The sequence below is a fragment of the Hahella ganghwensis DSM 17046 genome, from assembly GCF_000376785.1.
In the GTDB taxonomy this organism is placed as follows: domain Bacteria; phylum Pseudomonadota; class Gammaproteobacteria; order Pseudomonadales; family Oleiphilaceae; genus Hahella; species Hahella ganghwensis.
This window is the reverse complement of record NZ_AQXX01000131.1, coordinates 25180-50467: the sequence shown is the minus strand read 5'-3', so window position 1 is coordinate 50467 and position 25288 is coordinate 25180. Positions and strand designations below refer to the sequence as shown.

The following is a 25288-nucleotide window of genomic DNA, read 5'->3' as shown; positions in this document are numbered from 1 at the left end:
TTGCCCTCAGAAAGATTGATCTATTCGGCATTCATGCAGAAAACTGTTGTCCGTCATGAAATTGCGCAGAGCATGTGTTCTAGAAGAGTATGTGTTGCAGAAAAAGCCGATCATCCTTGATCGACTTTAGGAGCTAGGACTGCAGGGGCAGTATCTGTGGCTGATGCCTCCGGTGCAGGGTTGTCACTAGTCTGTTGTTTCAGGGTTTCAAGTTCCTGGTTTAAGGTATCCACCTGCTGTTTTTGCTGATCGATATCCCGTTGCTTGCTGGTTAACTGATCTTTCAGGGATTTGTTTTGCTGGTCCAGTTCTGAAAGTCTGGTTTTCAGCTCATTCAGTTCAATCCGGGTAGAGGACAGATCTGAATTCAGCTCTTTAATCTGATCGTCTCTGGCTGTCAGCTGATTGTTGAGCCCATCAATATCGACCAGCTTTTCCTGGGCCAGGGTCATGCTTTTCTTAAGATCCATTATCTCATCGGACTGGGCTGAGATAATGGAGTTCAGATCCTCTCTTGCACTTTCCAGCTCACCAATGGTGGTCGTCTGGCGATTGATGGTCTCAGTCTGTTCCGAGACGGTCTGATAACTTTGTTCAAGATCGGCGGTGAGTGTGGTGACCTCTTGCGTCAGAGACTCGAGCTGGCCATTCTGCTCTTCCAGTTTTATACGAAGGCTTTCTGCCTCGGAGCTGCCATCACTAATCTGCTGCTCTAGTTTGGACTGATTTGCTGAAAGTTCTTCAATTCTGGCGGTCTGTTCTTCCAATTTTTGCTTTGATTGGTCCAGCTCACTACGTGTGTTATTGAGTGACGTCAGGGCTTTGTCCAACTGACTTTTGGTGTCGGCAAGAGACTGACTTAAAGTCGTGTTCTGTTGTTGGCTGCGTTGTAGTTCCTCACCAGTATCCGTCACACGCTGTTTACTTGTGTCCAGTTGTTCAATGAGTTGCTGGTTTTTCTGGCTGGAGTCTTCCAATGCATCTGACAGCTTCCGAGCCTGGGCTAACATGTCGACCAACTCGTTGCGGATACTTTCCTGGTGTTGATTCGTGGAGTAGTAAAAATAAGCTGCCAACCCAATGACAAAGAGCGTAGTGGCGACCAGCGTGAAATGAAACCCCTGGCCTTTCTTGCGGGCTTCAGCCTCGGCCTGTTGGACTGACTGGCGGTTTTCCAAATCACGCAAACGAGTTTCCATATCTCGTTGTTGACGCTGCAGGTCAGTTTCCTGTTTGCGTAAATCCTGCTCTTTTTCCCTAAGCTGCTGAAGTTTTTCGTCGTTGGACTTCTGTTTTTGTTTAAACTGCTCTTCCTGGCGTGTCAGATTCTGTTCCTTGCGCTTGATGGATTGCTCTCGCATATCCAAAGCACGTTGCTGGCGGTCAGCATTCCGATCGTCGAAAGGGGGCATCCGATGAACTCCTGGATCAGCTTTAGTTATTTTATCAGCTCAAGTGATATTAATAGTGTAGCCAATCTTCGGAATTCTTCCCCGGGTTCGGGCGGATGCGGTGCGATCGTTTTCCGTTATGCCGGTCAGGGCGCCAAAGTTTTCCAGGCGGCCTCACAGAAAAGCTCAATGTAATCCCTCAATGGTTTCTTTTGGCGACCGGAAAGCCAATGTTTGGCATAGTCCTGTGCAGGTCCTACCAACAACGAGTGGTAGATGGAAAATGGATAGTCCTTCAGTTCACCGGCATCCAGGTAAGGGCGGAACCAATCCTGTAGATAAGTGAAGTGAGCCTTATTGTCCTGGCGTAACTTCTGTTCCTGTTCTTCGGAAAGCGCCTCTCCCCGGGAGCCAAAAATAAATCGCGCCCAATCGGGATTCTCGCTGATCCATTCACAGTAGGTTTTGACAATCGCCTTCACGCCCTGTTCGGCAGAATGACAGTCATTCAGAGCCGTGCGCAAACGCAGGAAGTGATCTTCCATGCCTTGCATATATAAGGCAGAAGCAATGGCTTCTTTACTGCCAAAATGATGATACAGGCTACCGACACTGGCACCTGACTCGCTTCGAATCAAGTCGATGGTTGTGGCTGCTATCCCATGAGCGGTAAAGCAGCGTAAGGCCGCTTCCAGAATTTGGTCCTTTCTTTTGAGTGTTTTGGCCCGCACTGGTTTGGCGGTTTTTGGCGGGAGGCTTTCTCCGGCAGGGAGTGAGCGAATATTCGAATCAGTACTTGTTTTTGGCATAATGGAATAATATTCTAGAATTAAATTCTAATAACGTTAGAGGTTTTGCATCATGTCACAGGCAGCTGTCTATTCACAAGATTTTATTCCTCCATTGGTCCGTTTATACAACAGAATGAATCGCTGGCCTATGGGGCAGTATTTATTTGCTAAAGCTTTATGCTTCAAAGCACCGTACTTCAGCTCCATCAAACCCGCCATTGAAACTCTGAAACCCGGAAAAGTGGTATGGAAAATCAGGAACCGGCGTGGTGTTCATAACCATTTGGGGACGGTCCATGCTCTGGCGATGGGAAACCTTGCTGAACTTTGTGCCGGTACCGCGATGGAAGTGAGCTTGCCCACTCATTTGCGATGGATTCCGAAAGGGATGAATATTGAATATCTGAAAAAGGCCACGACAGACCTCACCGGCATTTGTGATCTGCGTCAGACTGATTTTCAGCCCGGCGATTGCCATGTCATTGTCGACATAAAAAATACAGACGGTGAGTCTGTTGTCAGGGCGAATATCAATATGTGGTTAAGTGAAAAAAGACTTTGAATCGCTTTAAAGGGGCAATAAATTTTGTCTGCAAAAGGAAATAATTTTATTGCCCGTGAAAATGTTTTAAATAGCGGAAGTAGAAGTGTCATATGTCGCTACAGTATTCGGGCTGTTGAAACTGATGAAGGGTGATGGCGTGTGATTACAGTGGAAGCCTCTGGAGAAATGTTGGTAAGAAACAGTGTATTTGCCGCTAACTATGGCGTTATCTTTATTGATTTAATCTATTGAAGAGTAATGCTTTTTAAGAACTCTACCGACTTTTCTTTCATGAAACGGTTATCGAATGCTCCCTTCTTATTTTAACGATTTCGACCGGTGTAGCCGGTCGATAATCTCTTTTCATCTGCTGCTAATCAACCTGCTTTGGTGATGTTATACGGGTTTTACTGCCTAAAAACATCGTCACATTTTTGGAAGAAATCGGCCAAAAGCGGTACGGGGCAAGCACTTAAGTACAAATATTCCTGCTCAATATCTAGACAATTTCACGATAAGGGTTACATTTAAATAGGGAAGATGAATCACTTCTTATGTGACTTCTATCGAAGGGGCGAACAAAATGGGGTGGAATTATGCCAACCGCTAAAAGTAAGAGAAGCAAACTTGGATTCGAGAGTATCTTCGATAAGGTGATCGCCGAAATGCGAAGTACTCAGGATAAACTCAACAAACAGGTTAATCAGTGGATCTCCAAAGCTGAAGCAGAACTTCAGGTGGAAGAGTCAATGCAGAAAATCTTCAAGCGCATGGAAGAGCTGCAGCAGAAACAACTTCAAAACATGCAGAAATGGCAACAGGACGTTGAAAAACGCTTTGGCGCAGTTTTGGATTTTCAGAAGCAAATGCTTGATGCGGTGATGCCTGGTACGAAGGCAACAGCAACGAAAGCGACCGCAACCAAGGCCACAACCGCCAGAAAACCGGCTGCAAAAAGAACCACGGCGGCGAAGACATCAACAGCTGCCAAAAAAACCACCACTGCCAGGAAAACAGCGGCCAAAACCACGGCTAAAAAGCCTGCGACCAAAACCGCAGCTGCCAAGAAAGCACCGGCAAAAACCACAGCAAGAAAAACGGCAGCAAAAACTACCGCCAAGAAACCAGCAGCCAAAAAAACGACTGCAGCCAAATCTACTGCAGCGAAGTCTACAGCGGCTAAAACCACTGCCGCCAAGAAACCTGCCGCTAAGAAACCCGCTGCCAGGAAAACTACTGCCGCCAAGTCTTCAACGGCGAAGAAGGCTTCTTCCACCGCAGCAAAACCAGCAGCGAAAACCACTGCCGCCAAGAAGCCGGCAGCCAGGAAACCCGCTGCCAAGAAAACCACAGCCAGGAAACCCGCTGCCAGAAAAACCGCCGCTAAGAAACCGGCTGAGCCGGCGGCGACAGCAACTGCGGCAGATACAGGTGCGCCGTCTGGGGCATCGACTTCCAGTTAGGCTATGGCAATCTGAAGGCTGTCGGTAAAACGCCGTCAGTCTGTGCAAAAATCTATGGCGTTAATAAAACGCGACGGCCAAGTAGGCCGCCGCGTTTTTTTTCGTTAAACTGCTGTTCTCGGTCAGCTGTGGGCGTATCGTCCAAAGTATTCCGATGTTGTTTATCTACTGATATTGGTTTCTATGCAAAATAATGATCCTTCCCCTTCTCCGGAAACTCCCCCGGTAGATCCACAGAATCAATCACCAGGTATTGCGGATTTTCCCCGACTCAATGTGGCTCTTTTTGTTGCTTTAACCATGTTGTCATTCAGCATGTATTTTGTGTATTGGATGTTTACCCGATCTCAGATACTGAACAGGCAGTTGGGTACTGCAGGGATTTCTTTGGGATTGATGAACTTGGCGGTGTCAGCGTTCTTTGTGTATGTGGGCGTGTATTTCTATTTTCAGGCCAATCCTGAACGCGGCGATCTCCTGATGGTGACTAATATATTTGCCCTCATCTGCCAGGTTCTTTTCCTCGTCTGGATCTTCAAGATCCGAAATCGTCTACATCTTGTGATGGGAGTCACCCGAGGGCATCGCTACTGGTGTAACGCGCTACTGACGTTTTTATTCAATGCATTTTATGTGCAGTACAAAATCAATCAGATGATTGATGGTGAAACCGATCAGGTTGTACGCCGATACACCCGGGAGCTTTAATGGAGGGGCAAGAATTCATCACTGATGGTGAAGGAACTGATTCCGGGCTGAGAATTCTGTATCGGGATGAGGCGCTCGTGGTGATTGATAAACCTTCCGGGTTACTGGTTCATCGCAGTGAAATTGATCGCCATGAAACCCGTTTTGCCATCCAGATGTTACGGGACCAGATAGGTTGTTATGTCTATCCGGTGCATCGATTGGATAAGCCGACCTCAGGTGTTCTCTGCTTTGCTCTGAGCAGCGAGCTGGCAAAAACCGTTTCTACTAATTGGGCGACGGCTTCCAAACGCTACATCGGTGTTGTCCGGGGGATTATTGAAGAAAGTGGGGTCTACGACAAACCGCTCAAAGAGCCCTGGGATAAGTACGGTGACAAGATGGTGAATCCTGACAAGGAAGCTCAGAGTGCCACCACGAGATACCGTCGTCTTGCGACCTGTGAATTGCCTTACACTGTGGATCGGTACCCCACATCCCGTTATTCATTGGCAGAATTTACCCTCGAAGAGGGGCGGCGTCACCAGATCAGGCGTCACTGCAAATCTTTTTCTCATCCGATTGTCGGTGACACCACTTACGGTAAAGGGCGTCATAACCAGTTGTTTGCGGAAAAATTCGGTAATCGTCGATTGTTGTTGCATGCCTGTAATCTGACGCTGACCCATCCGCTGAGTCAGGAAGTGTTATCCATCAGTGCACCGTTCAGTGGTGATTTTTATCGGGTTCTGACTCATCTGGATTGGCTGGATGTGGTTTCGAAAGTCGATTCCCGCCTCATTGATCCACAGATCACGGATCTGTGTTCTGATCTGCTCACCTAGTCTTTCGCTCAGCTCATCGTTACGACCCAACTAGAAATGATCTGGTTAGTCCCCTGGGGGTATCGCTGACCCATGAAAACAAGCTTTTGCCGACCCGGAAGTAAATAAAAACGGGGTGGTACAGGTCACGTTTTCCTACAGACGCTTTTGGCACAATATGATCCTAAAAGAATACGATCACATAAGATTGTGTGGCCCTAAGATCGTTTGGTCGTATACCGTCTGGGCCACCTGATAATAAATAACCTCAAAGGATACGCTCATGTACAGGCCGAACCGTCTGTTACCTCCCTTATTGTCAGTCCTGGTGCTGGCACTGTTCTCCTTTTTGATCCCTGCAGGTGCTTCTGCTGAAATTCCATCCCGGCACTTCTGTGTGTGGGACCCTGTTGGGGCCGGGGGACCGGTTGTTACCATGATGAATGATGCCAAGCCCAAATCACTGGCCTGGGGCGTCAATCTGGAACTTGAAGCCTACACGGATGACAAAATTGCAGCGAATGACTTCAAAGCCGGGAAATGTGACGCGGTATTGGTCACCGAAGTGACCGCCCGCCAATTCAATTCTTTTACCGGAACGCTTGGTGCGGTGGGCGCGATACCCGGCCAGAGAGAATTGAAAACAGTACTTTCCACTCTGTCAGCTCCCAAAGCTGCAAAGCTAATGCGGGAAGGGCGTTATGAAGTCGCTGGAATTATTCCGGTGGGATCAGTATTCATTTTTGTGCGTGATCGTGCCATCGATAACATTGAAAAATTTCAGGGTAAGAAGATGGCAGTTCTGGATAATGATCCGGTCGCTGTGAATATGGTGCGCAGGGTTGGCGGTTCTGTCGTGGGCGCGAGTCTGAGTAATTTTGCCGGATACTTTAACAATGGTGGTGTCGATATTATCTTTGCACCGGCAGTAGCCTATGAAACTCTGGAGTTATACAAGGGCGTAGGCGAAGAGGGAGGTATTCTGACTTATCCTTTGCTGCACACCTCCATGCAGATTCTGATTGCCTGGGAGCAATTTCCAGAAGGTTTCGGTCAGGAAATGCGGCGCTACGTTCAAAGCCGGTTTGATGAAATGGTAAATATGGTGCAAACAGCGGAAGCGGCGATTCCACAGCAATATTGGGTGAGCATTCCGGCGGAAAAACAGGATCAGTATGACGAATTCATGCGGGATTCACGCATCAGCCTTATGAACGATGGGCTATATGATGCTAGAGCACTGAAACTGATGAAAAAAGTCCGCTGCCATCATGAGCCGACTGCCGGGGAATGTGTCACTAGCCTGGAGTAGTGGGATATATCTGATCGTCTGAACTGGCCTCCTGGAAAGACGGTCTGTTCAGGCGATTTTCGAAAGCAGTCTTAGCTGCAATTGTTTCGGGCTTTCTCCGTACTGGCGTTGAAAGCGTCTGCTGAAGTGACTCAGGTTACAGTACCCTACATCAAAACAGACTCGGGTGACTGGTTCACCCCGGGCTAATCTTTCCCGCGCAATCTGCATGCGTAATTGATGTTGGAACTCTACAGGTGTGCTTCCCAGATGTTTTTTAAACTCGCTGAAGAAGCGGCTGCGGCTCATACAGGCCATCTTGCATAATTGATCAATATCCAGAGGTTGCTCGAGCTCTGAGCGTATGTGGTGTATTGCAGCACTTAAACCATTGGCATCTGGCGTGGTTGCACAGGCACTCAGCAGAAAGTCTCGGGTTTGATGGCGAAGCATGCGCACAATCAGTTCGCTGATGCCGAAATCAATCAGCAGATCCCTGTCCATTTGCTCTTCCGTAAACGTGTGAACAAGTCTTTCCAGCAGTGCCTGAGTCGCAGGAGTATGAGCAGTGTGGAAGACTGTCTCAGGACGATAACGCCATTCCTCAAAATCCCGGTGCAGAGGGGAGACTTTGTTCATATGGGAACAGACCTGATCCATTCGGTTTCTGGAGATCTCAATGGTCAGGCAGGAGGTGGGGTGTTCCATGGTTGCTTCAGGAAAGTCGATCTGGATTTCTTCTCCCGGTGCCATAACGAAGGATTCCTGAGGGAGGAATTCGGCAGTGTAATCGCCGGCGCCATGAAGAATTTTTTTCCCGGTGATCATACCGCAATAAAGCAGCTCGTCGGCAGCTAGATTGACATCCTGCGCCGGAAGGTAAGTGTCATAGACGCTGAGTTCTGAATTCGGACCAGCAAACGAAACCCGGTTTTCAACCAGTTCACGGGGTTCTCGACGGGTGCTCATCATGTTGCCACCTCCACGATACCTGTTTTTGTATTTATTTTTCAGAGAGAGTTTTTAGAAGAACTACAGGCAGATTGCGGCGATATGGACTCTCAGTCAAGTGATATGTACTGGCAGAGCAGCCATCTTTTGTCTGCAAGTATACCGTGGGAAGAACTCGGAACCGGGATCTGCCTTCGTTTAATCCTCTCTATTTGTGTTGGCGCATTCAGGGGTTCCGAAACCTAGTATTTAGATAGATAAACAGAAACTAGATAGATAAACAGAAACAACATGCCAATAACAACAATATGAGGAACTGACCATGATCTATGCTCAACCCGGACAAGACGGTGCCGTTGTGTCATTCAAATCCCGCTATGAAAACTTCATCGGCGGTGAGTGGGTCGCTCCGGTACTGGGTCGCTATTTTGAGAATGCCTCTCCCGTTAACGGAGGAACATTCTGCGAAGTTCCCCGTTCCAGTGCCGAGGATATTGATCTGGCGCTGGATGCTGCTCACAAGGCCGCTGACGCCTGGGGCTGCACCTCTGTCACTGAACGTTCCAATATCCTGCTGAAGATTGCAGACCGTATCGAACAGAATCTGGAAGCCCTGGCCGTGGCGGAAACCTGGGATAATGGCAAAGCCGTTCGGGAAACGCTGGCGGCCGATATCCCTCTGTCAGTGGATCACTTCCGCTACTTTGCCGGCTGTATCCGGGCTCAGGAAGGTAGTGTGGGAGAGCTGGATGCCAACACGGTTTCATACCATATTCATGAACCTTTGGGAGTGGTGGGGCAAATCATCCCCTGGAATTTTCCCATTCTGATGGCTGCCTGGAAACTGGCTCCGGCATTGGCGGCGGGCAACTGTGTGGTGCTGAAGCCGGCAGAACAGACTCCCGCATCCATACTGGTTCTGATGGATCTGATCAAGGACCTGATTCCTGCCGGCGTGATCAATATTGTCAACGGATTTGGCGAAGAAGCCGGTCAGGCACTGGCCACCAGTAAGCGTATCGCCAAAATTGCCTTTACCGGTTCAACGCCAGTCGGTTCACATATCCTCAAGTGTGCTGCCGACAATATTATTCCTTCCACGGTGGAGCTTGGCGGTAAATCGCCGAACCTGTACTTCAATGACATCATCAAGCAGGAAGACGAATTCGTCAGCAAATGTGTGGAAGGTTTGGTGTTGGCCTTCTTCAACCAGGGAGAAGTCTGCACCTGTCCCTCCCGGGCATTGGTCCAGGAAGATATCTACGACGACTTTATGCAGCGAGTGCTGGAGCGTACTCGTGCAATTAAACGCGGGAACCCTCTGGATACGGACACCCAGGTTGGCGCTCAGGCTTCACAGGAACAGTTTGACAAGATCCTCAGCTACATTGAGATCGGCAAGCAGGAAGGCGTTGAAGTGCTCACAGGCGGCGAAATCGAATCATTGGGAGCGGGTTTTGAGAATGGCTTCTACATTCAGCCGACCTTGTTAAAAGGCAATAACACCATGCGTGTCTTCCAGGAAGAAATATTCGGGCCGGTTGTGGGCGTGACAACCTTCAAGACGCCTGAGGAAGCGCTGGAAATTGCGAATGCCACGGAATATGGCTTGGGAGCTGGTGTCTGGACCCGGGATATCAATCTTGCCTATCGCATGGGGCGGGGTATCAAAGCAGGTCGGGTATGGACCAACTGTTACCATCATTATCCAGCTCATGCCGCATTTGGCGGCTATAAAAAATCCGGCGTCGGACGTGAAACTCACAAGGTGGCGTTGGAACACTACCAGCAAACCAAGAACCTGCTGGTAAGTTATGATACCAATCCGCTGGGCTTTTTCTAGGATCGCTTCTGGGCGATGGTTCTCGTCATTTGAGAAATAGAATCGCAGAAGCAAAGAATCCAAAATTCAAAGTCTCTACGATTAGACGGTAGCCTGTAAGTTGGGGCGCTTTGGCGCCCCTTTTTTCGTTTCTGATTTATCTTTCAGACTGGTTGTCAGTAAGAATCATTCTGACCTCTCAGCGACCTTTCAGTGTCGCCATATCGATCACGAAGCGATACTTCACATCACCTTTCTTCATCCGTTCATAGGCTTCATTAATGTGGCGGATATCCAGCATTTCCACATCGCAGCTAATGTTGTGTTCAGCGCAGAAATCCAACACTTCTTGGGTTTCGGGAATACCGCCGATCAACGAGCCGGCCAGAACTCTGCGCTTCATGACCAGCTCTCCTGCCTGTAAAGCGGGCTCTACCGGCTGCAGTAACCCAACCAGAATATGTTTGCCATCGTATTTCAGGCAGGCCAGGTAGGGATTGAGATCGTGTTGCACCGGAATGGTATCGAGCAACAGGTCGAAGGAATCTGCCGCTGCTGCCATCTGGTCGGGGTCGGTGGAGATGATGACATGATCCGCTCCCTGTTTTTTGGCTTCGGCCACTTTGCTTTCCGAACGGGTGAATATTGTTACTTCCGCTCCCAGTGCCTTGGCAAATTTGACGCCCATGTGACCCAGACCGCCCATACCGAGAATACCAACCTTGTCGCCGGCTTTAACACCATAATGTTTTAACGGTGAATAAGTTGTGATACCGGCGCATAGAATGGGCGCGGCGGTCGCGGCATTCAGTTTTTCAGGAATGGAGAGGACAAATTCCTCCTTTACCACAATGCTGTCCGAGTAGCCGCCGTAGGTGACGCTCTGGTCCACACGATCCTGTCCGTTGTAGGTCGCCACCATGCCTTCCAGGCAATACTGTTCCAGACCGGACTTACAAGCGGAGCAGGTGTGGCATGAGTCCACCATGCAGCCGACCCCGACGATATCTCCTTCCTTGAATTTTGTGACTTTGTCTCCGACGCGGGCAACGTGCCCGATAATTTCATGACCGGGAACAACCGGGTAAATGGTGAACCCCCAGTCATTCTCCGCAAAATGGATATCTGTGTGGCAGACACCGCAATAATCGATTTCTATTGCCACATCATCTGGTCTGAGCTGGCGCCGCTCCAGACTGAATGGTGCCATGCCGGAAGTGGCGGATTGGGCCGCGTAAGCTTTTGCTGTTGTCATGGTCTGTATCATCCTTTTATGAATATGAATTGGCGGGGTTGAGTAACGATAGGGGGTTACGTCAATAAACCCGGAGACAGATTTATTGTGCTTGATTCTGTGATTTGTGCCATTCACAAATCTCCGGAGTTTTTGCCAATTTCTACGAGATCAGAGAAGGAGGCTAGGGATGCTGAGCGCTGGCAGGCATAATGTGGCTATGCTGTAATGCCCCTGGTAATAAAGGATACGGAGCCTGATTATGAACTGTCCGGAAATGCTTGAACTGATTGAGCCTTTGGCACAAGTTGACGGATTCTACAAAACGTTGGTCCCATCGGTGTGCCTATTCTCTTCCCGGCAACCAAAACCCCGAACACCGATTATGTATGAGCCAAGCATCTGTATTATTGCTCAGGGCAGCAAAGTAGGGTTTCTGGGAGATCGGGTCATCCCCTATAACTCCGGTCACTATCTGGTGCAAACCTTGCCGCTTCCGTTTGAATGTGAAACCTATGCCTCCGAGGAGAATCCACTCTTTGGTATTGCCGTTACTCTCGATGCGCCGGTGCTTGCGGAATTGGTAATGGAAACTGGTGGGCAGCAGTATCCGCAAGATGAGCAAAGCTGCCCCAAGCCCATGGATTCCGTTGCGATGACGAAAAGTATGCGCGAAGCGGTGATGCGTTTGCTGAGAGCGCTGCATGATCCACAGACCGCGAAACTGATGGGTGAAGGACGGGTGCGGGAAGTGATTTATGAGGCGTTGCTGGGCGAACAGGGAAAGGCCATGCGGGCTCTGGTACACAATCAGGGGAACTATTCAAGAATTGTCCGGGTGTTGAACCAGATGCGTTCTGAGCTTGCCGATGAGATCAGTGTGGATCAACTGGCGCGTCAAGCCAACATGAGTGTGTCGACTTTTCATCAACACTTTAAACAGGTGACCCGGGCTTCCCCGTTGCAATATCTTAAACGTCTGCGTCTGATCAAAGCCCAATTGCTACTCAACCAAAACGAGCTGAATGTCACCCAGACAGCAAGCGCAGTGGGGTATAAAAGCGTCAATCAGTTCAGCCGGGATTACAAACGTTACTTTGGTATCAGCCCAACCTATGAAAAACGCGGGGAAGTCGCCTGACGAACTTTCCCCGCGAGCGGATCAATAGCTGTCACTGGCAGCAGTCAGGTCTGAAGATAGACATGACCTGTTTCCAGTAACTTTGTCCGGATGGGTAGCGGCTTAAACTAAACAGACCGTAGGCCTCTGGTTTTTGCTGGTTCGGCAGGTAAAAGGTACCAAAGAGCTTATCGAAGATAATAAGGCTTCTGCCGTAATTGCTGTTGCCTTCTTCTTGTCGGTTGGAATGGTGCCAGCGGTGAACCTGATTGGTGCTGAACAAGTGATTCAGCAAGCCATGCTGCAGAGGCAGGTCAGCATGCTGCAGTATTATAATCGGCTGGGTGATGGCCGCGTATGCCAACAGTACTTCGTGAGGGATACCTATCAGCAATAACGGGAAGATTCCCATCATCGAATTAATCAGATGATTGAATGGATGCAGGCGGAATCCGTTAACCGTATTGACCTGAGTGGGGTTGTGATGCAGCGCATGTAGCCACCAAAGTGTCGGTATAGTGTGGTGCAGGCGGTGAACCCAGTAAAACAGCAGCTCCGCAGTGAGGAGTGTGATCAGAACCTGCCAGCCGAAGTGCACATGATCCGGAAACAACGACAATAAACTGTCAGGCAGCAGTACAGCACCGGCGCCGATGACCATAAGCGGCATGGTTGCTTTCAATAATGGCTCCATAACTCCCAGAATCACTGCCAGACTGATCCAGTCCGTCACACGCTCTTTGTCTGCTACCGGTTCAGTTATTTGAGGTAATCGATATACAGCTTCCAGTATCAGAGCCAAAACGAAGGTAAGAATCCCCGAAATGAACACCATCATTTCCAGGTGACCGCCTGTCTGTCTCGCCCATAAGAATGTCGACAGACTCAGGATGACACTGAGTGGAAGTAAGGTCTTGTAAAGCAGTGCCTGCATAGGTTTCTCCTGTCGTTGGCTTTTGCCACAGGATAAACCTTGCCCCTAATGGCAGAGTCAAGAGCGGTAGGTCGGATCAGGATAGGAAGCGCATTCGGGATCATTCTGCAGGCAGGAATCAATGTCATCGGCGTACTTCAGCAGTTGTTGCCGGCGCATCTGCAGTTGCAGGATTTCCTCTTCCACCTGTTGGATTTTTGCGTCAATGATGCATTTGATTTGCTGCCAGGAAGGGATGGCCGAATTATGATTCATGACAGCGGACATTTCGGATAGTTTGAATCCCAGCGTCTGAGCCTGGCGAATCAAACGAATCATTTGTACTTCCTGATTCCCATATACCCGATAACTGCCTCTACGCTTTGTTCCGGGCAACAGGCCCAGGTTTTCATAGTGCCGGATTGCTTTGGGGGAAGCTCCCGTCAGTTGGGAAACCTTGCCGATATACATCGTTAATGCCTTACTCTCTAAATTAAATAAAGCTATTCCAAACAAATCTATTTCGAATAAATCTTCACCTGAATAAACCGGTATATTAGGAAAACGGTATTTTGGCAAACCTGTCTCCTGGCAATCAGGAATAATGAACTGTTGCGAAGGTTGAGATTTTTCCTTTTCTCCTGTTATTTTGAAGAGATACTGGAATATTTTGTAGTTGATTGCGTAAATATAAATTGGTTATGCCAATAAATAACCAAGGCAAATAACAACAATCACCAAACTGCAGGATCTGTTAATGGGATCATCCCGATTTTTTGAATCGGAAGGGAGGAAACATGAGCAACAGCTTCAACACCCGGGATACACTGACAGTGGGGAATCAGTCCTACCACTTTCATAATCTTCAGAACCTTTCTTCCCGGTTTGACCTCAACAGGCTGCCGTACTCCCTGAAAATTCTACTGGAAAACCTGCTTCGGAAAGAAGACGGGTTAAACGTCTCTGCCAAAGATATCGAAGCGCTATGTCAGTGGCAGCCGGAGGAAGAGCCTTCCTATCAGGTGGGATTTACGCCTGCCAGAGTTGTCCTGCAGGACTTTACCGGTGTGCCGGCAGTGGTTGATCTTGCCGCCATGCGAGGTGCCATGTCGCAACTAAGGGCTGACCCTTCGCTGATTAATCCCCGCAGCCAGGTAGACCTGGTGATCGATCACTCGGTGATGGTGGATTTTTATGGGCGTCCGGATTCGTTGAAGCTGAATACCGAAAAGGAATTTGAGCGCAACGGTGAGCGTTATCAATTTCTGCGCTGGGGGCAAAAGGCCTTTTCCAACTTCCGGGTCGTGCCACCGGGCACCGGTATCGTGCATCAGGTCAACCTGGAATATCTCGCCGAGGTGGTCATGACTGAAAAGCGTGACGGCGAGCAATGGCTGTTGCCGGATACCCTGGTCGGTACGGATTCCCATACCACCATGATCAATGGGCTGGGTGTTCTGGGATGGGGGGTTGGCGGTATTGAGGCGGAAGCCGCCATGCTTGGTCAGCCGATCACGATGCTGATCCCACAGGTTGTCGGGTTTAAGTTTACCGGTGAACTTCCGGAAGGTTCGACCGCGACAGATCTGGTGCTGACAGTGACCCAGATGTTGCGCGCCAAAGGGGTCGTGGGCAAATTTGTCGAATTCTACGGGGATGGTCTGGATACGCTGCCGTTAGCGGATCGGGCGACCATTGCCAACATGTCACCGGAATATGGAGCGACCTGCGGCATCTTTCCGATTGATAAGGAAACCATGCGGTATCTGGAGCTTTCGGGTCGATCCAATGAAATACTGGCTCGAGTGGAAGCCTATGCCAAAGCACAGGGATTATGGCGAGAGACCGGCAGTCCTGAAGCCGAGTATACAGACACGCTGGAGCTTGATCTGAGCACTGTGGAGCCCAGTATTGCCGGTCCCAAACGTCCTCAGGATCGGATCGCGCTGAAAGAAGCCAAGGCCGAATTCAGTCATCTGCTGGAGCAGGAGCAATGTGTTATTGCCAGCCAACGGGTCGAAGACCAGCAAAGATTTGAAGGCGAGGGCGGTCAATCGGCAGTAGATAACGTCAACCTCCATGAACAGGGTGCGGTGGCATTTGAACTGGATGGCGAGCGTCATTTGTTGCGTCACGGCGCCGTCGTGATAGCCGCGATTACCAGTTGCACCAACACTTCCAACCCTACTGTGTTGATGGCCGCCGGACTGGTCGCAAAAAAGGCGAGGGCGTTGGGGCTGACTGTAAAACCTTGGGTGAAAACCTCTCTGGCTCCGGGGTCTCAGGTCGTGCCTGCCTATCTGGAAAAAGCTGATGTGCTGGGTGACCTGGAAGCACTTGGATTCAATATTGTCGGCTTTGGTTGCACGACCTGCATCGGTAACTCTGGCCCCTTACATTCGTCGATACAGAATGCGATCCGGGCCGGTGATCTGAAAGTGTCATCGGTACTGTCTGGTAATCGTAATTTTGAAGGCCGGATTCATCAGGACGTTCCAACTAATTATCTGGCTTCACCGCCATTGGTAGTTGCCTATGCTCTGGCTGGTTCCATGTTAGTGGATCTGGTATCGGAACCGCTGGGGATTGGTTCAGATGGTAATGAAGTCTTTCTGAAGGATGTCTGGCCCACCCGAAAAGAAGTGGCGGATTGCGTGACCGGAGCAGTGTCCTCAGGCTTGTTTCAAGAGAAATACGAAGATGTTTTTGCCGGTACCGAGGACTGGAAAAAACTGCCGGTACCCGAGGATAAGATCTATTCCTGGCCGGAATCCTCTTATGTGAAGAAACCTCCCTTCTTCGATGGTATGTCCATGGATGTCGATGAGGTCCCCACAATCAAAAAAGCCCGTTGTCTGGTAATGGTCGGAGATTCCATTACCACCGACCATATTTCACCTGCCGGTGCCATCAAACCGGACAGCCCTGCGGGCCAGTATCTTCAGGAACAGGGTGTAGCCCCCGAAGACTTCAACAGCTATGGCTCACGGCGGGGGAATCATGAAGTCATGATGCGGGGAACCTTTGCCAATGTACGTTTGCATAATCGTCTGGCGCCGGGCACTGAAGGCGGCTGGACCCGGCACTTTCCAGAAGGAAAGCAAATGTCCATCTACGAAGCCTCCATGCAGTATCAGAAAGATAGCATCCCTCTGATTGTGCTGGCAGGTAAGGAATATGGCACCGGCTCATCCCGAGACTGGGCCGCAAAAGGAACCAATCTTCTTGGCGTCAAGGCGGTCATTGCGGAGAGCTTTGAACGTATACACCGCTCCAATCTTGTCGGCTTTGGCGTACTCCCTCTGCAGTTCCTCAACGGCGATACCGCCGAATCCCTTGTCCTGAAAGGTGATGAAACATTCGACATCCAAGCCCTGGAGGGCGAACCGGAAACCCTCAAAGTCACCGCTACCCGTGAAGATGGTCAGGAAACCGAATTTGACGTGCAGGTCAGAATTGATACCGCCGTCGAATGGGACTACTACCGCCATGGCGGCATTCTGCATTATGTGTTGAGGGAACTGGCAGAATAAGGGACCGAGGTGCTGGATTCCGTCGAGTTGTTTCTCGACGGAGCCTACCACCGCCGAAGCGCCCATCGGCAACCGACAATAGAGCCGACGAGAACAGCGATAAGAAACATCACAGAGAAGATGAGAAAGTTCCGCGAGAACTCATCTTCTCCCTGAAATACAGGTCCATCGGCAATGATAAGCAGGATTTTTCCCAGCAGCACTGCCAGAGCATAAATGATTGCCCCACTGGCGACTCCGCCAAGGAGAAATTCAATTAGCCCGTGGAGGAATTTTTTCATGTGTTGTGGCTAGAGAGTTTCGTTGGAGTTTTTGGAATCAGGCGTTAGTTCTTCTGGCCATTCGATCCTTGCCGCATTAAGTACATCTCTAAAAGGAATGTAGGCAATAATGTTGTCATCGGAAGACCAGCCCCTTCCCACCTGGAATCTATCAGTCGAGATCGTTCCCAAACCATTTTTGTAGAGAATGGCTACTACATAATTGCCATTTTTATCTGGTGTGCCAGCACACCATGCTACTCTGTTTTCCAATATGCCTGCGAGCTTCCCTGAAACCTTATGAGATCACTTTGTATCATTCTATAAGGGTTAGTATTTAGGGGTTATGGATTAACATAGGCCTTACAGTTAATGTTAAGCAAAGCCTATACACTTTTAGTGATTGACCAAAGTCGATTTGGTCCTTATTTTCTCCGTTAGGCAAAATGGTTGTCTCAATGCAGCACTAGTACAAAGGAGGTAATATGGCCATCTTGGATACCACTTTAACCAAATCTCAAGCCGAATCTGTTTATAGGGAGCAAATCAAGACCGCTAAATCAGTAATCTACCTAAAAGGATGGGAATAAGGATAATCCTCGCATAACTAGAATCCGACATCATGAAGATGATAGGCCCATGACCAGTGTCAATAGACGGACAAAGGCGCTTGTCAGCAAGCGAAATGAGATTATAACCTACTCGGAAGGGCGTGAGCTCTTTGTTCTTGGGAAATCTGGAGGTGTCTCGTTATTTGATGCTATGAGCCCAAAGCTTAAGATGGGGGTTAACGATTGCTGGTTTTTCTTGCCTAAATCTGCAGAAATTCCGTCCGGAATTATTATTGCGAAAGATGTTCACCCTGATCAGCACGGACACTTCCATGATGCTCTCCAACCGGAATACGATATGCCTATGGCTTCATTTAAAGAAAAGTTAGCGGAAATTGGCAGCCAAATGAGCATTGTATTATGAGCAAAAATAGAGACCTGACATATAAAGAAATATCTTATATCAGAGCAGCCCTGGAGGGCTACATTGGTCTGCTGAAGTCTGATGTCGATTCAGGAGAACTGGATGATGATGAGAGATTGGATATACAAGAAGACCTCTTATTTTACGATAATCTTTTATACACCTTTCAGAAAGCTGAAAAGCAATCTGTAGATCTTCGAGAGGTTCAGTCAATTTCCATAAAACAGCGGGATCGCTAGATTAAGGAAAAGGGTCTGACTCTGCGAGTCTGACCCGTTGTTGAATACCTACGGCTATTTGATACCAATACCAAACACAAGGACTCACCCCAAAATGAAAAAAGTGGCAGTATTTGGGAAACCAGGAGGCGGAAAATCCACCCTGAGCAGAAAGCTATCAGCCCAATCCGGCATCAAACTCTGGGCGTTAGATTTAATTGAGTACCAGAAAAATGGCGAACGAATTTCGCCAGAAGAGTATTCCAAAAAACATGCCGCACTAATTAACGCAGATAGCTGGATTATCGAAGGTCTTGGTACGTTAGAGTCGTTTTGGTCTCGCATTGATGCCGCAGATACGCTGATCTATGTTGATCTACCATATCCTGTGCACTACTGGTGGGTGACCAAAAGGCTGCTCAAGAGCATATTTGCAAAGCCTGAAGGGTGGCCTGAGGGTAGTTCAGTATTAAAAGGCACACTGGCCAGTTGGAAGTTCCTGCGACTGTCTCCCAGGTTTTGGACGCCTGAGTTGTTTGAAAAAATTCAATCCCGTGGGCAAGGGAAAAATATTTATAGAATCACCTCAGTGAGGGAATTGAATAGTTTTACCGTGTAGTTTGGTTGTTCTTTAGAGAGCCTATCAAGCTACTGGCGTTTCAGACAGCCCATACGCCTTAATGTCAAATTCACCCCTTGAACTTTGCCGCTATTCCGGGTCTGACTCTACGAGTCTGACCCGTTGGTCCCGTACGAACCTGAGCTCAGATAGGCGGTGTCAGACTCGCAGAGTCAGACACCTTGATTTGTAGCCAAGCCTAATCAAACAAATCCTCGCAGGAATCGCAGACAAAGTCGCTAACTTCGTCATCACAACGGATGCTTCCAATGGCAGAAGCCTGAATTTTCCAGTCGCAGATTTGTCCATCTAATTTGAGCACGCCTTCTATGTAGCACGGTGCAACATTGTAATGGTCGTGTATCACCTCATATTCCACTTTCTCGGATCTCGAAAAGAATTCTTCTGCTTCCTGATGGCTTAAATCGACATCGGATGGTCGGCAGGCGTCAATATCGTCTGATTGAAAATCTTCGACATAGACGTCTGTAACTTGTTGCTCTGGCGTCTGGAAGGAGGCGCAGGACATCATTAGCAAACTGATAGATATTAGGGGCAATTTATAAATTATTTCCATCTCGCTGAACTCGCCTTACTTGGATTTTTACAGGAAATCGTTGGGTGTCTTGATTTGCCAACTTCGGTAGCCTGCTAGTATCCGAGTTTCTGTGTAATTGGTCAGGTGTTATATCTGATCTCTCTGTCTCTATCCACCAATTCTGTGTCATAGCTGCCAGTGTTCTACATTCTCTCTCCCTGTCAGACTAAACTTCCCTGATACCCTCAGGCGGATCAAAGCCAAGCCATGTCATGTGGAGAAAAGCATCATGTCCCATTCGGTTCTTAACCGTCGCGAAGTCAGTTTTCAATTGTTTGAGGTACTGGATACCGACAAGCTGACGAGACGACCCCAATTCAGTGAGCACTCCCGGGAAACATTTGAGGCAACTCTGGATACTGCGGAGAAACTCGCGACGGATTTGTTTGCGCCGCATAACATGCAGGCGGACAAACATGAACCGACATTTGATGGCGAGAAAGTCAGCATGATTCCGGAGGTGAAAGCAGCCTTTGATGCTTTTGCCCAGGCGGGCTTTATTCGTGGTCGGCTGAGCTTTGAGGAAGGTGGGATGCAATTGCCGGAAACGGTGATGACCTCGGCGATGGGTTACTTTACCGCAGCCAATCCTGCTACCACCGGATACCCGTTTTTGACCATGGCGGCAGCAAATCTGATTCGTACCTTTGCCAGTGATGAGCTGAAAGAACGATTTCTGGAACCCATGTTGAACGGGCGTTTTAGCGGCACCATGGCGTTGACCGAGCCTCATGCGGGTTCATCGCTGGCGGATATACGTTCCAATGCCACGCCGAAAGAGGATGGCACCTATAGTATCAAAGGTAGCAAGCTATATATCTCCGGGGGGGAGCACGAACTTACCGATAATATCGTGCATCTGGTGCTGGCCAAGATTAAGGGAGCTCCGGCGGGAGTGAAGGGGATTTCGCTGTTTATTGTGCCGAAAAAACGAGTGGATAGTTCAGGGCAGGTTGGTGAGTTCAATGGTGTCAGTCTGGCCGGCCTGATCCATAAACTCGGTTATCGCGGTACCACATCCACTGCGCTGAGTTTTGGCGATGATGATGAGTGTATCGGCTATCTGGTAGGGGAGCCGCATCAGGGACTCCGGTATATGTTCCAGATGATGAATGAGGCTCGTCTGGGAGTGGGTTTCGGTTCGGTGGTCATCGGCTATCAGGGCTATCAATATTCACTACAGTACGCCAAAGAGCGAACTCAGGGACGCCTGCCTTCCGCGGCTGACCCAGCAGAACCACCAGTGGCCATTGTCGAGCATACAGATGTGAAGCGTATGCTGCTGGCACAGAAATCCTACGTGGAAGGCGGTTATGCACTATGTATGTATGGCGCTTCCCTGATTGATGATCAGCACACGATGGAAAACGAATCAGATCGTCAGAAGGCGTCATTATTGCTGGATCTGTTAACGCCAGTGATAAAAGCCTGGCCTTCAGAGTATTGCACCAAGGCCAATGACCTGGCGATTCAGGTGTTGGGTGGTGCCGGTTATACTCGGGAATATCCGGTGGAGCAGTATTGGCGGGATAACCGGTTGAACCCCATTCATGAAGGGACCAATGGTATTCAGGCATTGGATCTTCTGGGACGAAAAGTCTGGCTGAACAATGGTCAGGGGTTGATGCTGCTGCAGGAAGAAATCGCCAAAGACATCAAAGCCAGTGGCGAGATGACAAAAACGATGGCGACTCAGTTGGAGAACACCCTGACAGTTGTGAATCGAACTTTTATGGTTCTGGCTGATGCGATGAAAATCCGGGGGCCGGATGTCACTCTGGCCAATGCCAGCTGTTTCCTGAATCTCTTCGGACACACGATTGTTGCCTGGATGTGGTTACGCATGGCCAATGTGGCTGCTGACAAGCTTGCCCAGGCCCAAGGTTCGGATGTGGCGTTCTATCAGGGCAAGCTGCAGGCAGCCCGGTATTTTTACCATTGGGAGCTTCCTCTTACTGAGCGTGATGCGCGTCTGTTGCAGAACCTGGATGAGACTTGTCTGTCCATGCAGCCTGAATGGTTTTAACAAACAGTTTTCAGAACTGGCTGTAAAGACGCCCTCCTGTTACCTCCGCCCCTTTTTTTCGGCGAGGGAGGATTTTTCTTGAACCGGTTACGGTCAGACTTCTGACATCAGAATTGTGATAACAAAAACGAGTATGCATATGATGTCTTCTGTCCGTTCTCTGTTCTCCGCTTGCGTTCTTGGGGGGCTTCTAGCAGGTTGCGTGTCTCAGCCTCTGTCTCAACCGGGGCCCGTCACTCATTTCAGTGATGACCTCGATCTATCGCCGGTGGCGGTGGAAAACAAAGCATCTGTTTTGCCGGAAGACTGGTACCGCAAAGCGGTATTCATGGAAATTTATGTTCGTGGATTCAAGGACAGTGATGGCAATGGCGTTGGTGACTTCAACGGCATCATTGAGAAGCTCGATTATCTGCAGGAACTGGGAATCGGTGGTATCTGGCTGATGCCGATGATGAAAAGCCAGGATAACGACCACGGTTATGCGGTGGTTGATTACCGTGCAACGGAGCCGGATTACGGCACGCTCGACGACTTCAAACGCCTGCTGGATGAAGCCCATAAGCGAAATATCGGCGTTATTGTGGATTATGTGGTCAATCACAGTGCCGCCCTGAATCTGTTATTCAAAGACAGTCAGCATCCTGAAAGCGACAAACGAGACTGGTATATCTGGACGGACGAAAAGCGTTTCTGGCCGCGCTGGGATTATGAGAACACCTGGCATCAGGGCAAGCACGGATATTACTACGGCGTATTCTGGGGGCAGATGCCGGACTTCAATATGAAAAATGAGGAAGTCATGGCATTCCACAAAGACAATCTGCGTTTCTGGATGAACCTTGGTGTGGATGGCTTTCGTTTTGATGCCGTGGGATCTCTTGTAGAGAACGGCAACGGTGCCATGTTCAGCCAGCCGGAAAATGATCAGGTTCTGCAGGAACTTCAGGCAACCCTGGCTGAATTCGATAACCGGTACATGGTGTGTGAAGATCCGACGGGATCGCTCCAGGTCGGTGAAAAAGACTCCTGTGGCAGTGCTTTTTATTTTGGTATGCATAAAGAGTTAATGGCCAGTGCCACCTATGGCTGGCCGAGCCGGGATCTGATTGGCGCGGTAAAACGGGCTCCGCACAATGAGATGGCCATCATGCTGGCCAATCATGATGCCTTTACCGGTAATCGGGTGATCAAGCAGGTTGGGGGAGATGAAACCAGTTATAAAATGGCAGCGACTCTGCTGATGACCCTGCCGGGGATTCCGTTTGTCTACTATGGCGAAGAAATTGGGATGGGGCATGGCGAAAAAGCCTTTGGCGACCATGCCCTCAGGGCGCCGATGAGCTGGACAGGAGATCATGATACAGCAGGCTTCACCACCGCTCGCAGGATGTTTCGACTGCCAGCGGAAAACCGGGCGACGCATAATGTGGCTGATGAGAGCGAAGACCCGGAAAGCCTGCTGAGTTTTTATCGCAACGTGATTAACGCCCGTAACCGCATTCCCGCTTTGCAGACAGGTGAGTTCGCCAATATCCGCCAGGACGCTGCCAGTCTGCTCACATTCACTCGTAAGACCGAGAGTCAGGAAGCTTTGGTCATCGTCAATCTGGGGCGTAAAGAGGCAACCGCCCACTATGGTGGTCTGAACGAGAACTGGGAACAGGCGTTTACCTATCATGTGTCCGGGGCAGAACTTGGCTCTGGGTCGGTCACAATGCCGCCCTATTCCATTGTCATATATACCCGCGAATTTTGAAGGCTTTACGACAGCAGGTTAAGTGCTTTGCTCTTTGACCTATCGCACTGGTAGTGAAAACCGACATTGAAAATTGATTCGACCTGCGAGACCTACTCCTCGCAATTTTTCCGGTGGGCTTGTCCCACCTTTTTTTATTTTCCTCACGGCTTTTCAATTTCATTTTTTCCAGACTTTTTTAATATGTTGCTCAAACCGATATAATCGGTCGTGGCTGTGTGTACCGGAAAACCTCGCGATTGGAATTGTGGTTTGTTAGGGTGCGATGCCGAAACATCAATAATCCCAGAATGGCCGCCATGTTTAAGTCGACCCCGGACACCTGTTTGCAATCAGCTACCTCACAATCTGGAACTATCCAATCTGCAACAGACCAAGCTGAAATTACCCAATTTGAAACTTCAAAGAGTCGAGCAATGATGGACGAAGCTCGCGCAGTTCTGCGCAATTTATATGGATATAACGACTTCCGCGGCGAACAAACCGCAGCTATTGAGGCCACACTGGCAGACCGGGATGCCCTGGTGATCATGCCGACCGGTGGCGGAAAATCCCTGTGTTATCAGATTCCTTCCTTGGTAAGAGAAGGGGTCGGGATCGTGGTATCCCCGCTGATCGCCCTGATGGAAGATCAGGTGTCTGCGTTACAGCAACTCGGGGTCGAGGCGGAATTTCTGAATTCCACGCTGTCTCTTCAACAGCAATCCGCGATCAGCCAGCGCCTCCGGGATGGGGATATCAAATTGCTGTATGTGGCTCCCGAACGGCTATTGCAGCCTGCTACGCTGGCATTGCTGGAAAACCTGGATATTGCTCTGTTCGCCGTCGATGAAGCGCACTGTGTCTCCCAATGGGGGCATGATTTCAGACAGGACTATCTGGGGCTGGGGCAACTCAAGCAGAGGTTTCCCGATATTCCCCTGATTGCATTGACTGCCACCGCCGACGGACGTACCCGGGCAGAGATTGTTGAACGCTTGCAGTTGCATCAGCCGGAAGTGCTGATTGGTGGATTCGACCGCCCCAATATTCGTTATTTGGTTTCACCCAAACAGGATGCCCGGCGTCAGTTATTACGTTTTCTGCAGGGGCATGCGGGAGAGGCTGGCATCGTGTATTGCATGTCCCGGAATAAAACGGAAAGCACATCTGACTGGTTAAGCAAGCAGGGGTATCAGGCCCTGCCATATCATGCCGGTTTGCCTGCTGAACTGCGCGCTCACCACCAACAGCGATTCCTGCGGGAAGAGGGCATCATTATTGTGGCCACTATTGCCTTTGGAATGGGCATTGATAAACCGGATGTACGCTTTGTCGCGCACCTGGACCTTCCGAAAAGCGTAGAATCCTATTATCAGGAAACCGGTCGTGCGGGGCGCGATGGTGCTCCGTCTGAGGCATGGATGGTCTATGGATTGCAGGATGTGGTGCGGCTGGGGCAAATGGTGGACAGCTCTAATCTCAGCGATGAGATGAAACGTTTTGAAAGACAGAAGTTAAACCGGCTCCTGGGGTGGTGTGAGGTGACCCGCTGCCGCCGCAAGGCATTGCTGGCCTATTTTGACCAGGAAGCGCCTGATGAATGTGGCAACTGTGATGTCTGCCTCAGCCCTCCACGTACCTGGGATGGTACTGAGGCCGCCCAGAAGCTGTTATCAACGATTTATCGCACCGGGCAAAGGTTTGGTGCCAGTCACGTGATTGACGTGCTGCTGGGAAAAGAAAATGAAAAGGTCCGACAGCATGGCCATGAGACGCTTAGCACCTTTGGCATTGGGCAGGATAGAACAGCTTCTCAGTGGCAATCGGTTTTGCGACAGTTACTGGTTCAGGGGTATGTGTTTGCCGATGCCGAACGTTTCGGAGCCCTGCGCCTGACAGAAGCCAGCAGACCTTTGTTGAGGGGAGATATCACGCTTGAATTGCGTGAAGATGTGGTGGAAAAGGTGGTCCGCAAGGGCAAAAGTGCTGTTCGCCGGGATATTGAATTGTCGCCGGCAGATGAGGTTTTGTGGGAAACTCTGAGAGAGTGCCGCAAGCGTCTGGCGAGCGAGCAGAATGTACCGCCCTATGTGATATTTCATGACAGTACATTGCTGCAGATGGTCGAACTGAAGCCGACCAGCAAGAATGAGATGGCAGATATTTCAGGTGTTGGCCAGGCCAAGCTGGATCGCTTTGGTCAGGCGTTTATTGATGCCATTGAGCAATCGTTCATGTCCATGGATGCGTCCGTCTCCAACGAAGAGATGGAATAAATAAACTATCA

General features: G+C 49.6%; 22 protein-coding genes. 14 read left to right on the top strand and 8 right to left on the bottom strand.

The features are described from left to right. Nucleotides 1-110: 110 nt before the first annotated feature. Both F566_RS33710 and F566_RS0121395 read right to left on the bottom strand, forming a co-directional pair. A complete protein-coding gene (locus F566_RS33710) occupies nucleotides 111-1412 on the bottom strand; it encodes a coiled-coil domain-containing protein (protein ID WP_020409078.1) in 1302 nt (433 codons plus the stop codon). A gap of 125 nt (nucleotides 1413-1537) precedes the next feature. Continuing rightward, a complete protein-coding gene (locus tag F566_RS0121395; RefSeq protein WP_020409077.1) occupies nucleotides 1538-2200 on the bottom strand; it encodes a TetR/AcrR family transcriptional regulator in 663 nt (220 codons plus the stop codon). Nucleotides 2201-2252: 52 nt separating this feature from the next. Here F566_RS0121395 and F566_RS0121390 point away from each other — a divergent pair, with 52 nt between their 5' ends. The 5 genes from F566_RS0121390 to F566_RS0121370 all read left to right on the top strand — a co-directional run bounded on the left by F566_RS0121390 (nucleotide 2253) and on the right by F566_RS0121370 (nucleotide 7012). Beyond that, nucleotides 2253-2744: a hotdog fold domain-containing protein gene (locus F566_RS0121390; protein ID WP_020409076.1), complete on the top strand. Its 492-nt coding sequence runs from the start codon at nucleotides 2253-2255 to the stop codon at nucleotides 2742-2744. A gap of 578 nt (nucleotides 2745-3322) precedes the next feature. Beyond that, a complete protein-coding gene (locus tag F566_RS37000) occupies nucleotides 3323-4189 on the top strand; it encodes a hypothetical protein (protein ID WP_020409075.1) in 867 nt (288 codons plus the stop codon). Between the two features lie 183 nt (nucleotides 4190-4372). Then, complete coding sequence (locus F566_RS0121380) at nucleotides 4373-4897, top strand: DUF4234 domain-containing protein (protein ID WP_020409074.1); 525 nt, start codon at nucleotides 4373-4375, stop codon at nucleotides 4895-4897. Continuing rightward, nucleotides 4897-5721 (top strand): pseudouridine synthase, encoded by an 825-nt coding sequence (locus F566_RS0121375; protein WP_020409073.1) that lies wholly within the window; start codon nucleotides 4897-4899, stop codon nucleotides 5719-5721. The genes F566_RS0121380 and F566_RS0121375 overlap by 1 nt, the downstream gene beginning before the upstream one ends. A 262-nt stretch (nucleotides 5722-5983) precedes the next feature. Continuing rightward, nucleotides 5984-7012 carry a putative solute-binding protein gene (locus tag F566_RS0121370; RefSeq protein WP_020409072.1) on the top strand — a complete coding sequence of 343 codons (1029 nt, stop codon included), beginning with the start codon at nucleotides 5984-5986 and terminating at the stop codon, nucleotides 7010-7012. 48 nt (nucleotides 7013-7060) lie between these two features. Here the strand turns inward: F566_RS0121370 and F566_RS0121365 are convergent, their stop codons facing one another. Beyond that, the gene (locus F566_RS0121365) at nucleotides 7061-7963 is read right to left on the bottom strand and encodes a helix-turn-helix domain-containing protein (protein ID WP_020409071.1); all 903 of its coding nucleotides are present in this window, start codon (nucleotides 7961-7963) and stop codon (nucleotides 7061-7063) included. 301 nt (nucleotides 7964-8264) lie between these two features. On the opposite strand from F566_RS0121365, the gene exaC reads away from it, so the two are divergent. After that, a complete protein-coding gene (exaC, locus tag F566_RS0121360; protein ID WP_020409070.1) occupies nucleotides 8265-9785 on the top strand; it encodes an acetaldehyde dehydrogenase ExaC in 1521 nt (506 codons plus the stop codon). 178 nt (nucleotides 9786-9963) lie between these two features. On the opposite strand, the gene F566_RS0121355 is transcribed toward exaC, so the two are convergent. After that, the gene (locus F566_RS0121355; RefSeq protein ID WP_020409069.1) at nucleotides 9964-11019 is read right to left on the bottom strand and encodes an NAD(P)-dependent alcohol dehydrogenase; all 1056 of its coding nucleotides are present in this window, start codon (nucleotides 11017-11019) and stop codon (nucleotides 9964-9966) included. 241 nt (nucleotides 11020-11260) lie between these two features. On the opposite strand from F566_RS0121355, the gene F566_RS0121350 reads away from it, so the two are divergent. Then, the gene (locus F566_RS0121350; RefSeq protein WP_020409068.1) at nucleotides 11261-12139 is read left to right on the top strand and encodes an AraC family transcriptional regulator; all 879 of its coding nucleotides are present in this window, start codon (nucleotides 11261-11263) and stop codon (nucleotides 12137-12139) included. 31 nt (nucleotides 12140-12170) lie between these two features. Here the strand turns inward: F566_RS0121350 and F566_RS35720 are convergent, their stop codons facing one another. Both F566_RS35720 and F566_RS33695 read right to left on the bottom strand, forming a co-directional pair. Beyond that, nucleotides 12171-13052: a sterol desaturase family protein gene (locus tag F566_RS35720; protein ID WP_020409067.1), complete on the bottom strand. Its 882-nt coding sequence runs from the start codon at nucleotides 13050-13052 to the stop codon at nucleotides 12171-12173. Nucleotides 13053-13109: 57 nt separating this feature from the next. After that, the gene (locus F566_RS33695) at nucleotides 13110-13502 is read right to left on the bottom strand and encodes a MerR family transcriptional regulator (protein WP_020409066.1); all 393 of its coding nucleotides are present in this window, start codon (nucleotides 13500-13502) and stop codon (nucleotides 13110-13112) included. Nucleotides 13503-13828: 326 nt separating this feature from the next. On the opposite strand from F566_RS33695, the gene acnA reads away from it, so the two are divergent. Then, on the top strand, nucleotides 13829-16564 hold the full coding sequence (gene acnA, locus F566_RS0121335) for an aconitate hydratase AcnA (RefSeq protein ID WP_020409065.1): 2736 nt from the start codon (nucleotides 13829-13831) through the stop codon (nucleotides 16562-16564). A 44-nt stretch (nucleotides 16565-16608) separates the two neighbouring features. Here acnA and F566_RS0121330 read toward each other — a convergent pair whose 3' ends face one another. Then, nucleotides 16609-16845, bottom strand: a complete 237-nt coding sequence (locus tag F566_RS0121330) for a hypothetical protein (protein ID WP_020409064.1) — start codon at nucleotides 16843-16845, stop codon at nucleotides 16609-16611. Nucleotides 16846-17463: 618 nt separating this feature from the next. Between F566_RS0121330 and F566_RS0121320 the strand changes: the two genes are divergently transcribed. The 3 genes from F566_RS0121320 (at nucleotide 17464) to F566_RS0121310 (ending at nucleotide 18636) form a co-directional block, all read left to right on the top strand. Beyond that, nucleotides 17464-17799 carry a hypothetical protein gene (locus F566_RS0121320; RefSeq protein WP_020409062.1) on the top strand — a complete coding sequence of 112 codons (336 nt, stop codon included), beginning with the start codon at nucleotides 17464-17466 and terminating at the stop codon, nucleotides 17797-17799. Next, nucleotides 17796-18038, top strand: a complete 243-nt coding sequence (locus F566_RS0121315) for a hypothetical protein (RefSeq protein ID WP_020409061.1) — start codon at nucleotides 17796-17798, stop codon at nucleotides 18036-18038. Before F566_RS0121320 ends, F566_RS0121315 begins: the two co-directional genes overlap by 4 nt. A 94-nt stretch (nucleotides 18039-18132) precedes the next feature. Beyond that, entirely contained in the window at nucleotides 18133-18636 is a 504-nt protein-coding gene (locus F566_RS0121310; protein WP_020409060.1) for a P-loop NTPase family protein, read from the top strand. A gap of 199 nt (nucleotides 18637-18835) precedes the next feature. Here the strand turns inward: F566_RS0121310 and F566_RS0121305 are convergent, their stop codons facing one another. Then, the gene (locus F566_RS0121305; protein WP_020409059.1) at nucleotides 18836-19213 is read right to left on the bottom strand and encodes a hypothetical protein; all 378 of its coding nucleotides are present in this window, start codon (nucleotides 19211-19213) and stop codon (nucleotides 18836-18838) included. 250 nt (nucleotides 19214-19463) lie between these two features. Between F566_RS0121305 and F566_RS0121300 the strand changes: the two genes are divergently transcribed. From F566_RS0121300 to recQ, 3 genes are all read left to right on the top strand, one after another. Continuing rightward, nucleotides 19464-21260, top strand: coding sequence for an acyl-CoA dehydrogenase (locus F566_RS0121300; RefSeq protein WP_020409058.1), 1797 nt, complete (start codon nucleotides 19464-19466; stop codon nucleotides 21258-21260). 202 nt (nucleotides 21261-21462) lie between these two features. Then, entirely contained in the window at nucleotides 21463-23019 is a 1557-nt protein-coding gene (locus F566_RS0121295) for an alpha-amylase family glycosyl hydrolase (RefSeq protein ID WP_020409057.1), read from the top strand. Nucleotides 23020-23435: 416 nt separating this feature from the next. After that, nucleotides 23436-25277, top strand: coding sequence for a DNA helicase RecQ (gene recQ / locus F566_RS0121290; protein ID WP_033416696.1), 1842 nt, complete (start codon nucleotides 23436-23438; stop codon nucleotides 25275-25277). Nucleotides 25278-25288: the final 11 nt, after the last annotated feature.

Bases quoted from the DNA above. Each gene is read 5' to 3' on its own strand.
- F566_RS0121370 (WP_020409072.1), top strand. From the start codon at position 5,984: ATGTACAGGCCGAACCGTCTGTTACCTCCCTTATTGTCAGTCCTGGTG.
- F566_RS0121305 (WP_020409059.1), bottom strand. From the start codon at position 19,213: ATGGAAATAATTTATAAATTGCCCCTAATATCTATCAGTTTGCTAATG.
- acnA (WP_020409065.1), top strand. From the start codon at position 13,829: ATGAGCAACAGCTTCAACACCCGGGATACACTGACAGTGGGGAATCAG.
- F566_RS0121310 (WP_020409060.1), top strand. From the start codon at position 18,133: ATGAAAAAAGTGGCAGTATTTGGGAAACCAGGAGGCGGAAAATCCACC.
- F566_RS33695 (WP_020409066.1), bottom strand. From the start codon at position 13,502: ATGTATATCGGCAAGGTTTCCCAACTGACGGGAGCTTCCCCCAAAGCA.
- F566_RS0121375 (WP_020409073.1), top strand. From the start codon at position 4,897: ATGGAGGGGCAAGAATTCATCACTGATGGTGAAGGAACTGATTCCGGG.
- F566_RS33710 (WP_020409078.1), bottom strand. From the start codon at position 1,412: ATGCCCCCTTTCGACGATCGGAATGCTGACCGCCAGCAACGTGCTTTG.
- exaC (WP_020409070.1), top strand. From the start codon at position 8,265: ATGATCTATGCTCAACCCGGACAAGACGGTGCCGTTGTGTCATTCAAA.
- recQ (WP_033416696.1), top strand. From the start codon at position 23,436: ATGATGGACGAAGCTCGCGCAGTTCTGCGCAATTTATATGGATATAAC.
- F566_RS35720 (WP_020409067.1), bottom strand. From the start codon at position 13,052: ATGCAGGCACTGCTTTACAAGACCTTACTTCCACTCAGTGTCATCCTG.
- F566_RS0121380 (WP_020409074.1), top strand. From the start codon at position 4,373: ATGCAAAATAATGATCCTTCCCCTTCTCCGGAAACTCCCCCGGTAGAT.
- F566_RS0121390 (WP_020409076.1), top strand. From the start codon at position 2,253: ATGTCACAGGCAGCTGTCTATTCACAAGATTTTATTCCTCCATTGGTC.
- F566_RS0121350 (WP_020409068.1), top strand. From the start codon at position 11,261: ATGAACTGTCCGGAAATGCTTGAACTGATTGAGCCTTTGGCACAAGTT.
- F566_RS0121395 (WP_020409077.1), bottom strand. From the start codon at position 2,200: ATGCCAAAAACAAGTACTGATTCGAATATTCGCTCACTCCCTGCCGGA.
- F566_RS0121300 (WP_020409058.1), top strand. From the start codon at position 19,464: ATGTCCCATTCGGTTCTTAACCGTCGCGAAGTCAGTTTTCAATTGTTT.
- F566_RS0121365 (WP_020409071.1), bottom strand. From the start codon at position 7,963: ATGATGAGCACCCGTCGAGAACCCCGTGAACTGGTTGAAAACCGGGTT.
- F566_RS37000 (WP_020409075.1), top strand. From the start codon at position 3,323: ATGCCAACCGCTAAAAGTAAGAGAAGCAAACTTGGATTCGAGAGTATC.
- F566_RS0121355 (WP_020409069.1), bottom strand. From the start codon at position 11,019: ATGACAACAGCAAAAGCTTACGCGGCCCAATCCGCCACTTCCGGCATG.
- F566_RS0121330 (WP_020409064.1), bottom strand. From the start codon at position 16,845: ATGAAAAAATTCCTCCACGGGCTAATTGAATTTCTCCTTGGCGGAGTC.
- F566_RS0121320 (WP_020409062.1), top strand. From the start codon at position 17,464: ATGACCAGTGTCAATAGACGGACAAAGGCGCTTGTCAGCAAGCGAAAT.
- F566_RS0121315 (WP_020409061.1), top strand. From the start codon at position 17,796: ATGAGCAAAAATAGAGACCTGACATATAAAGAAATATCTTATATCAGA.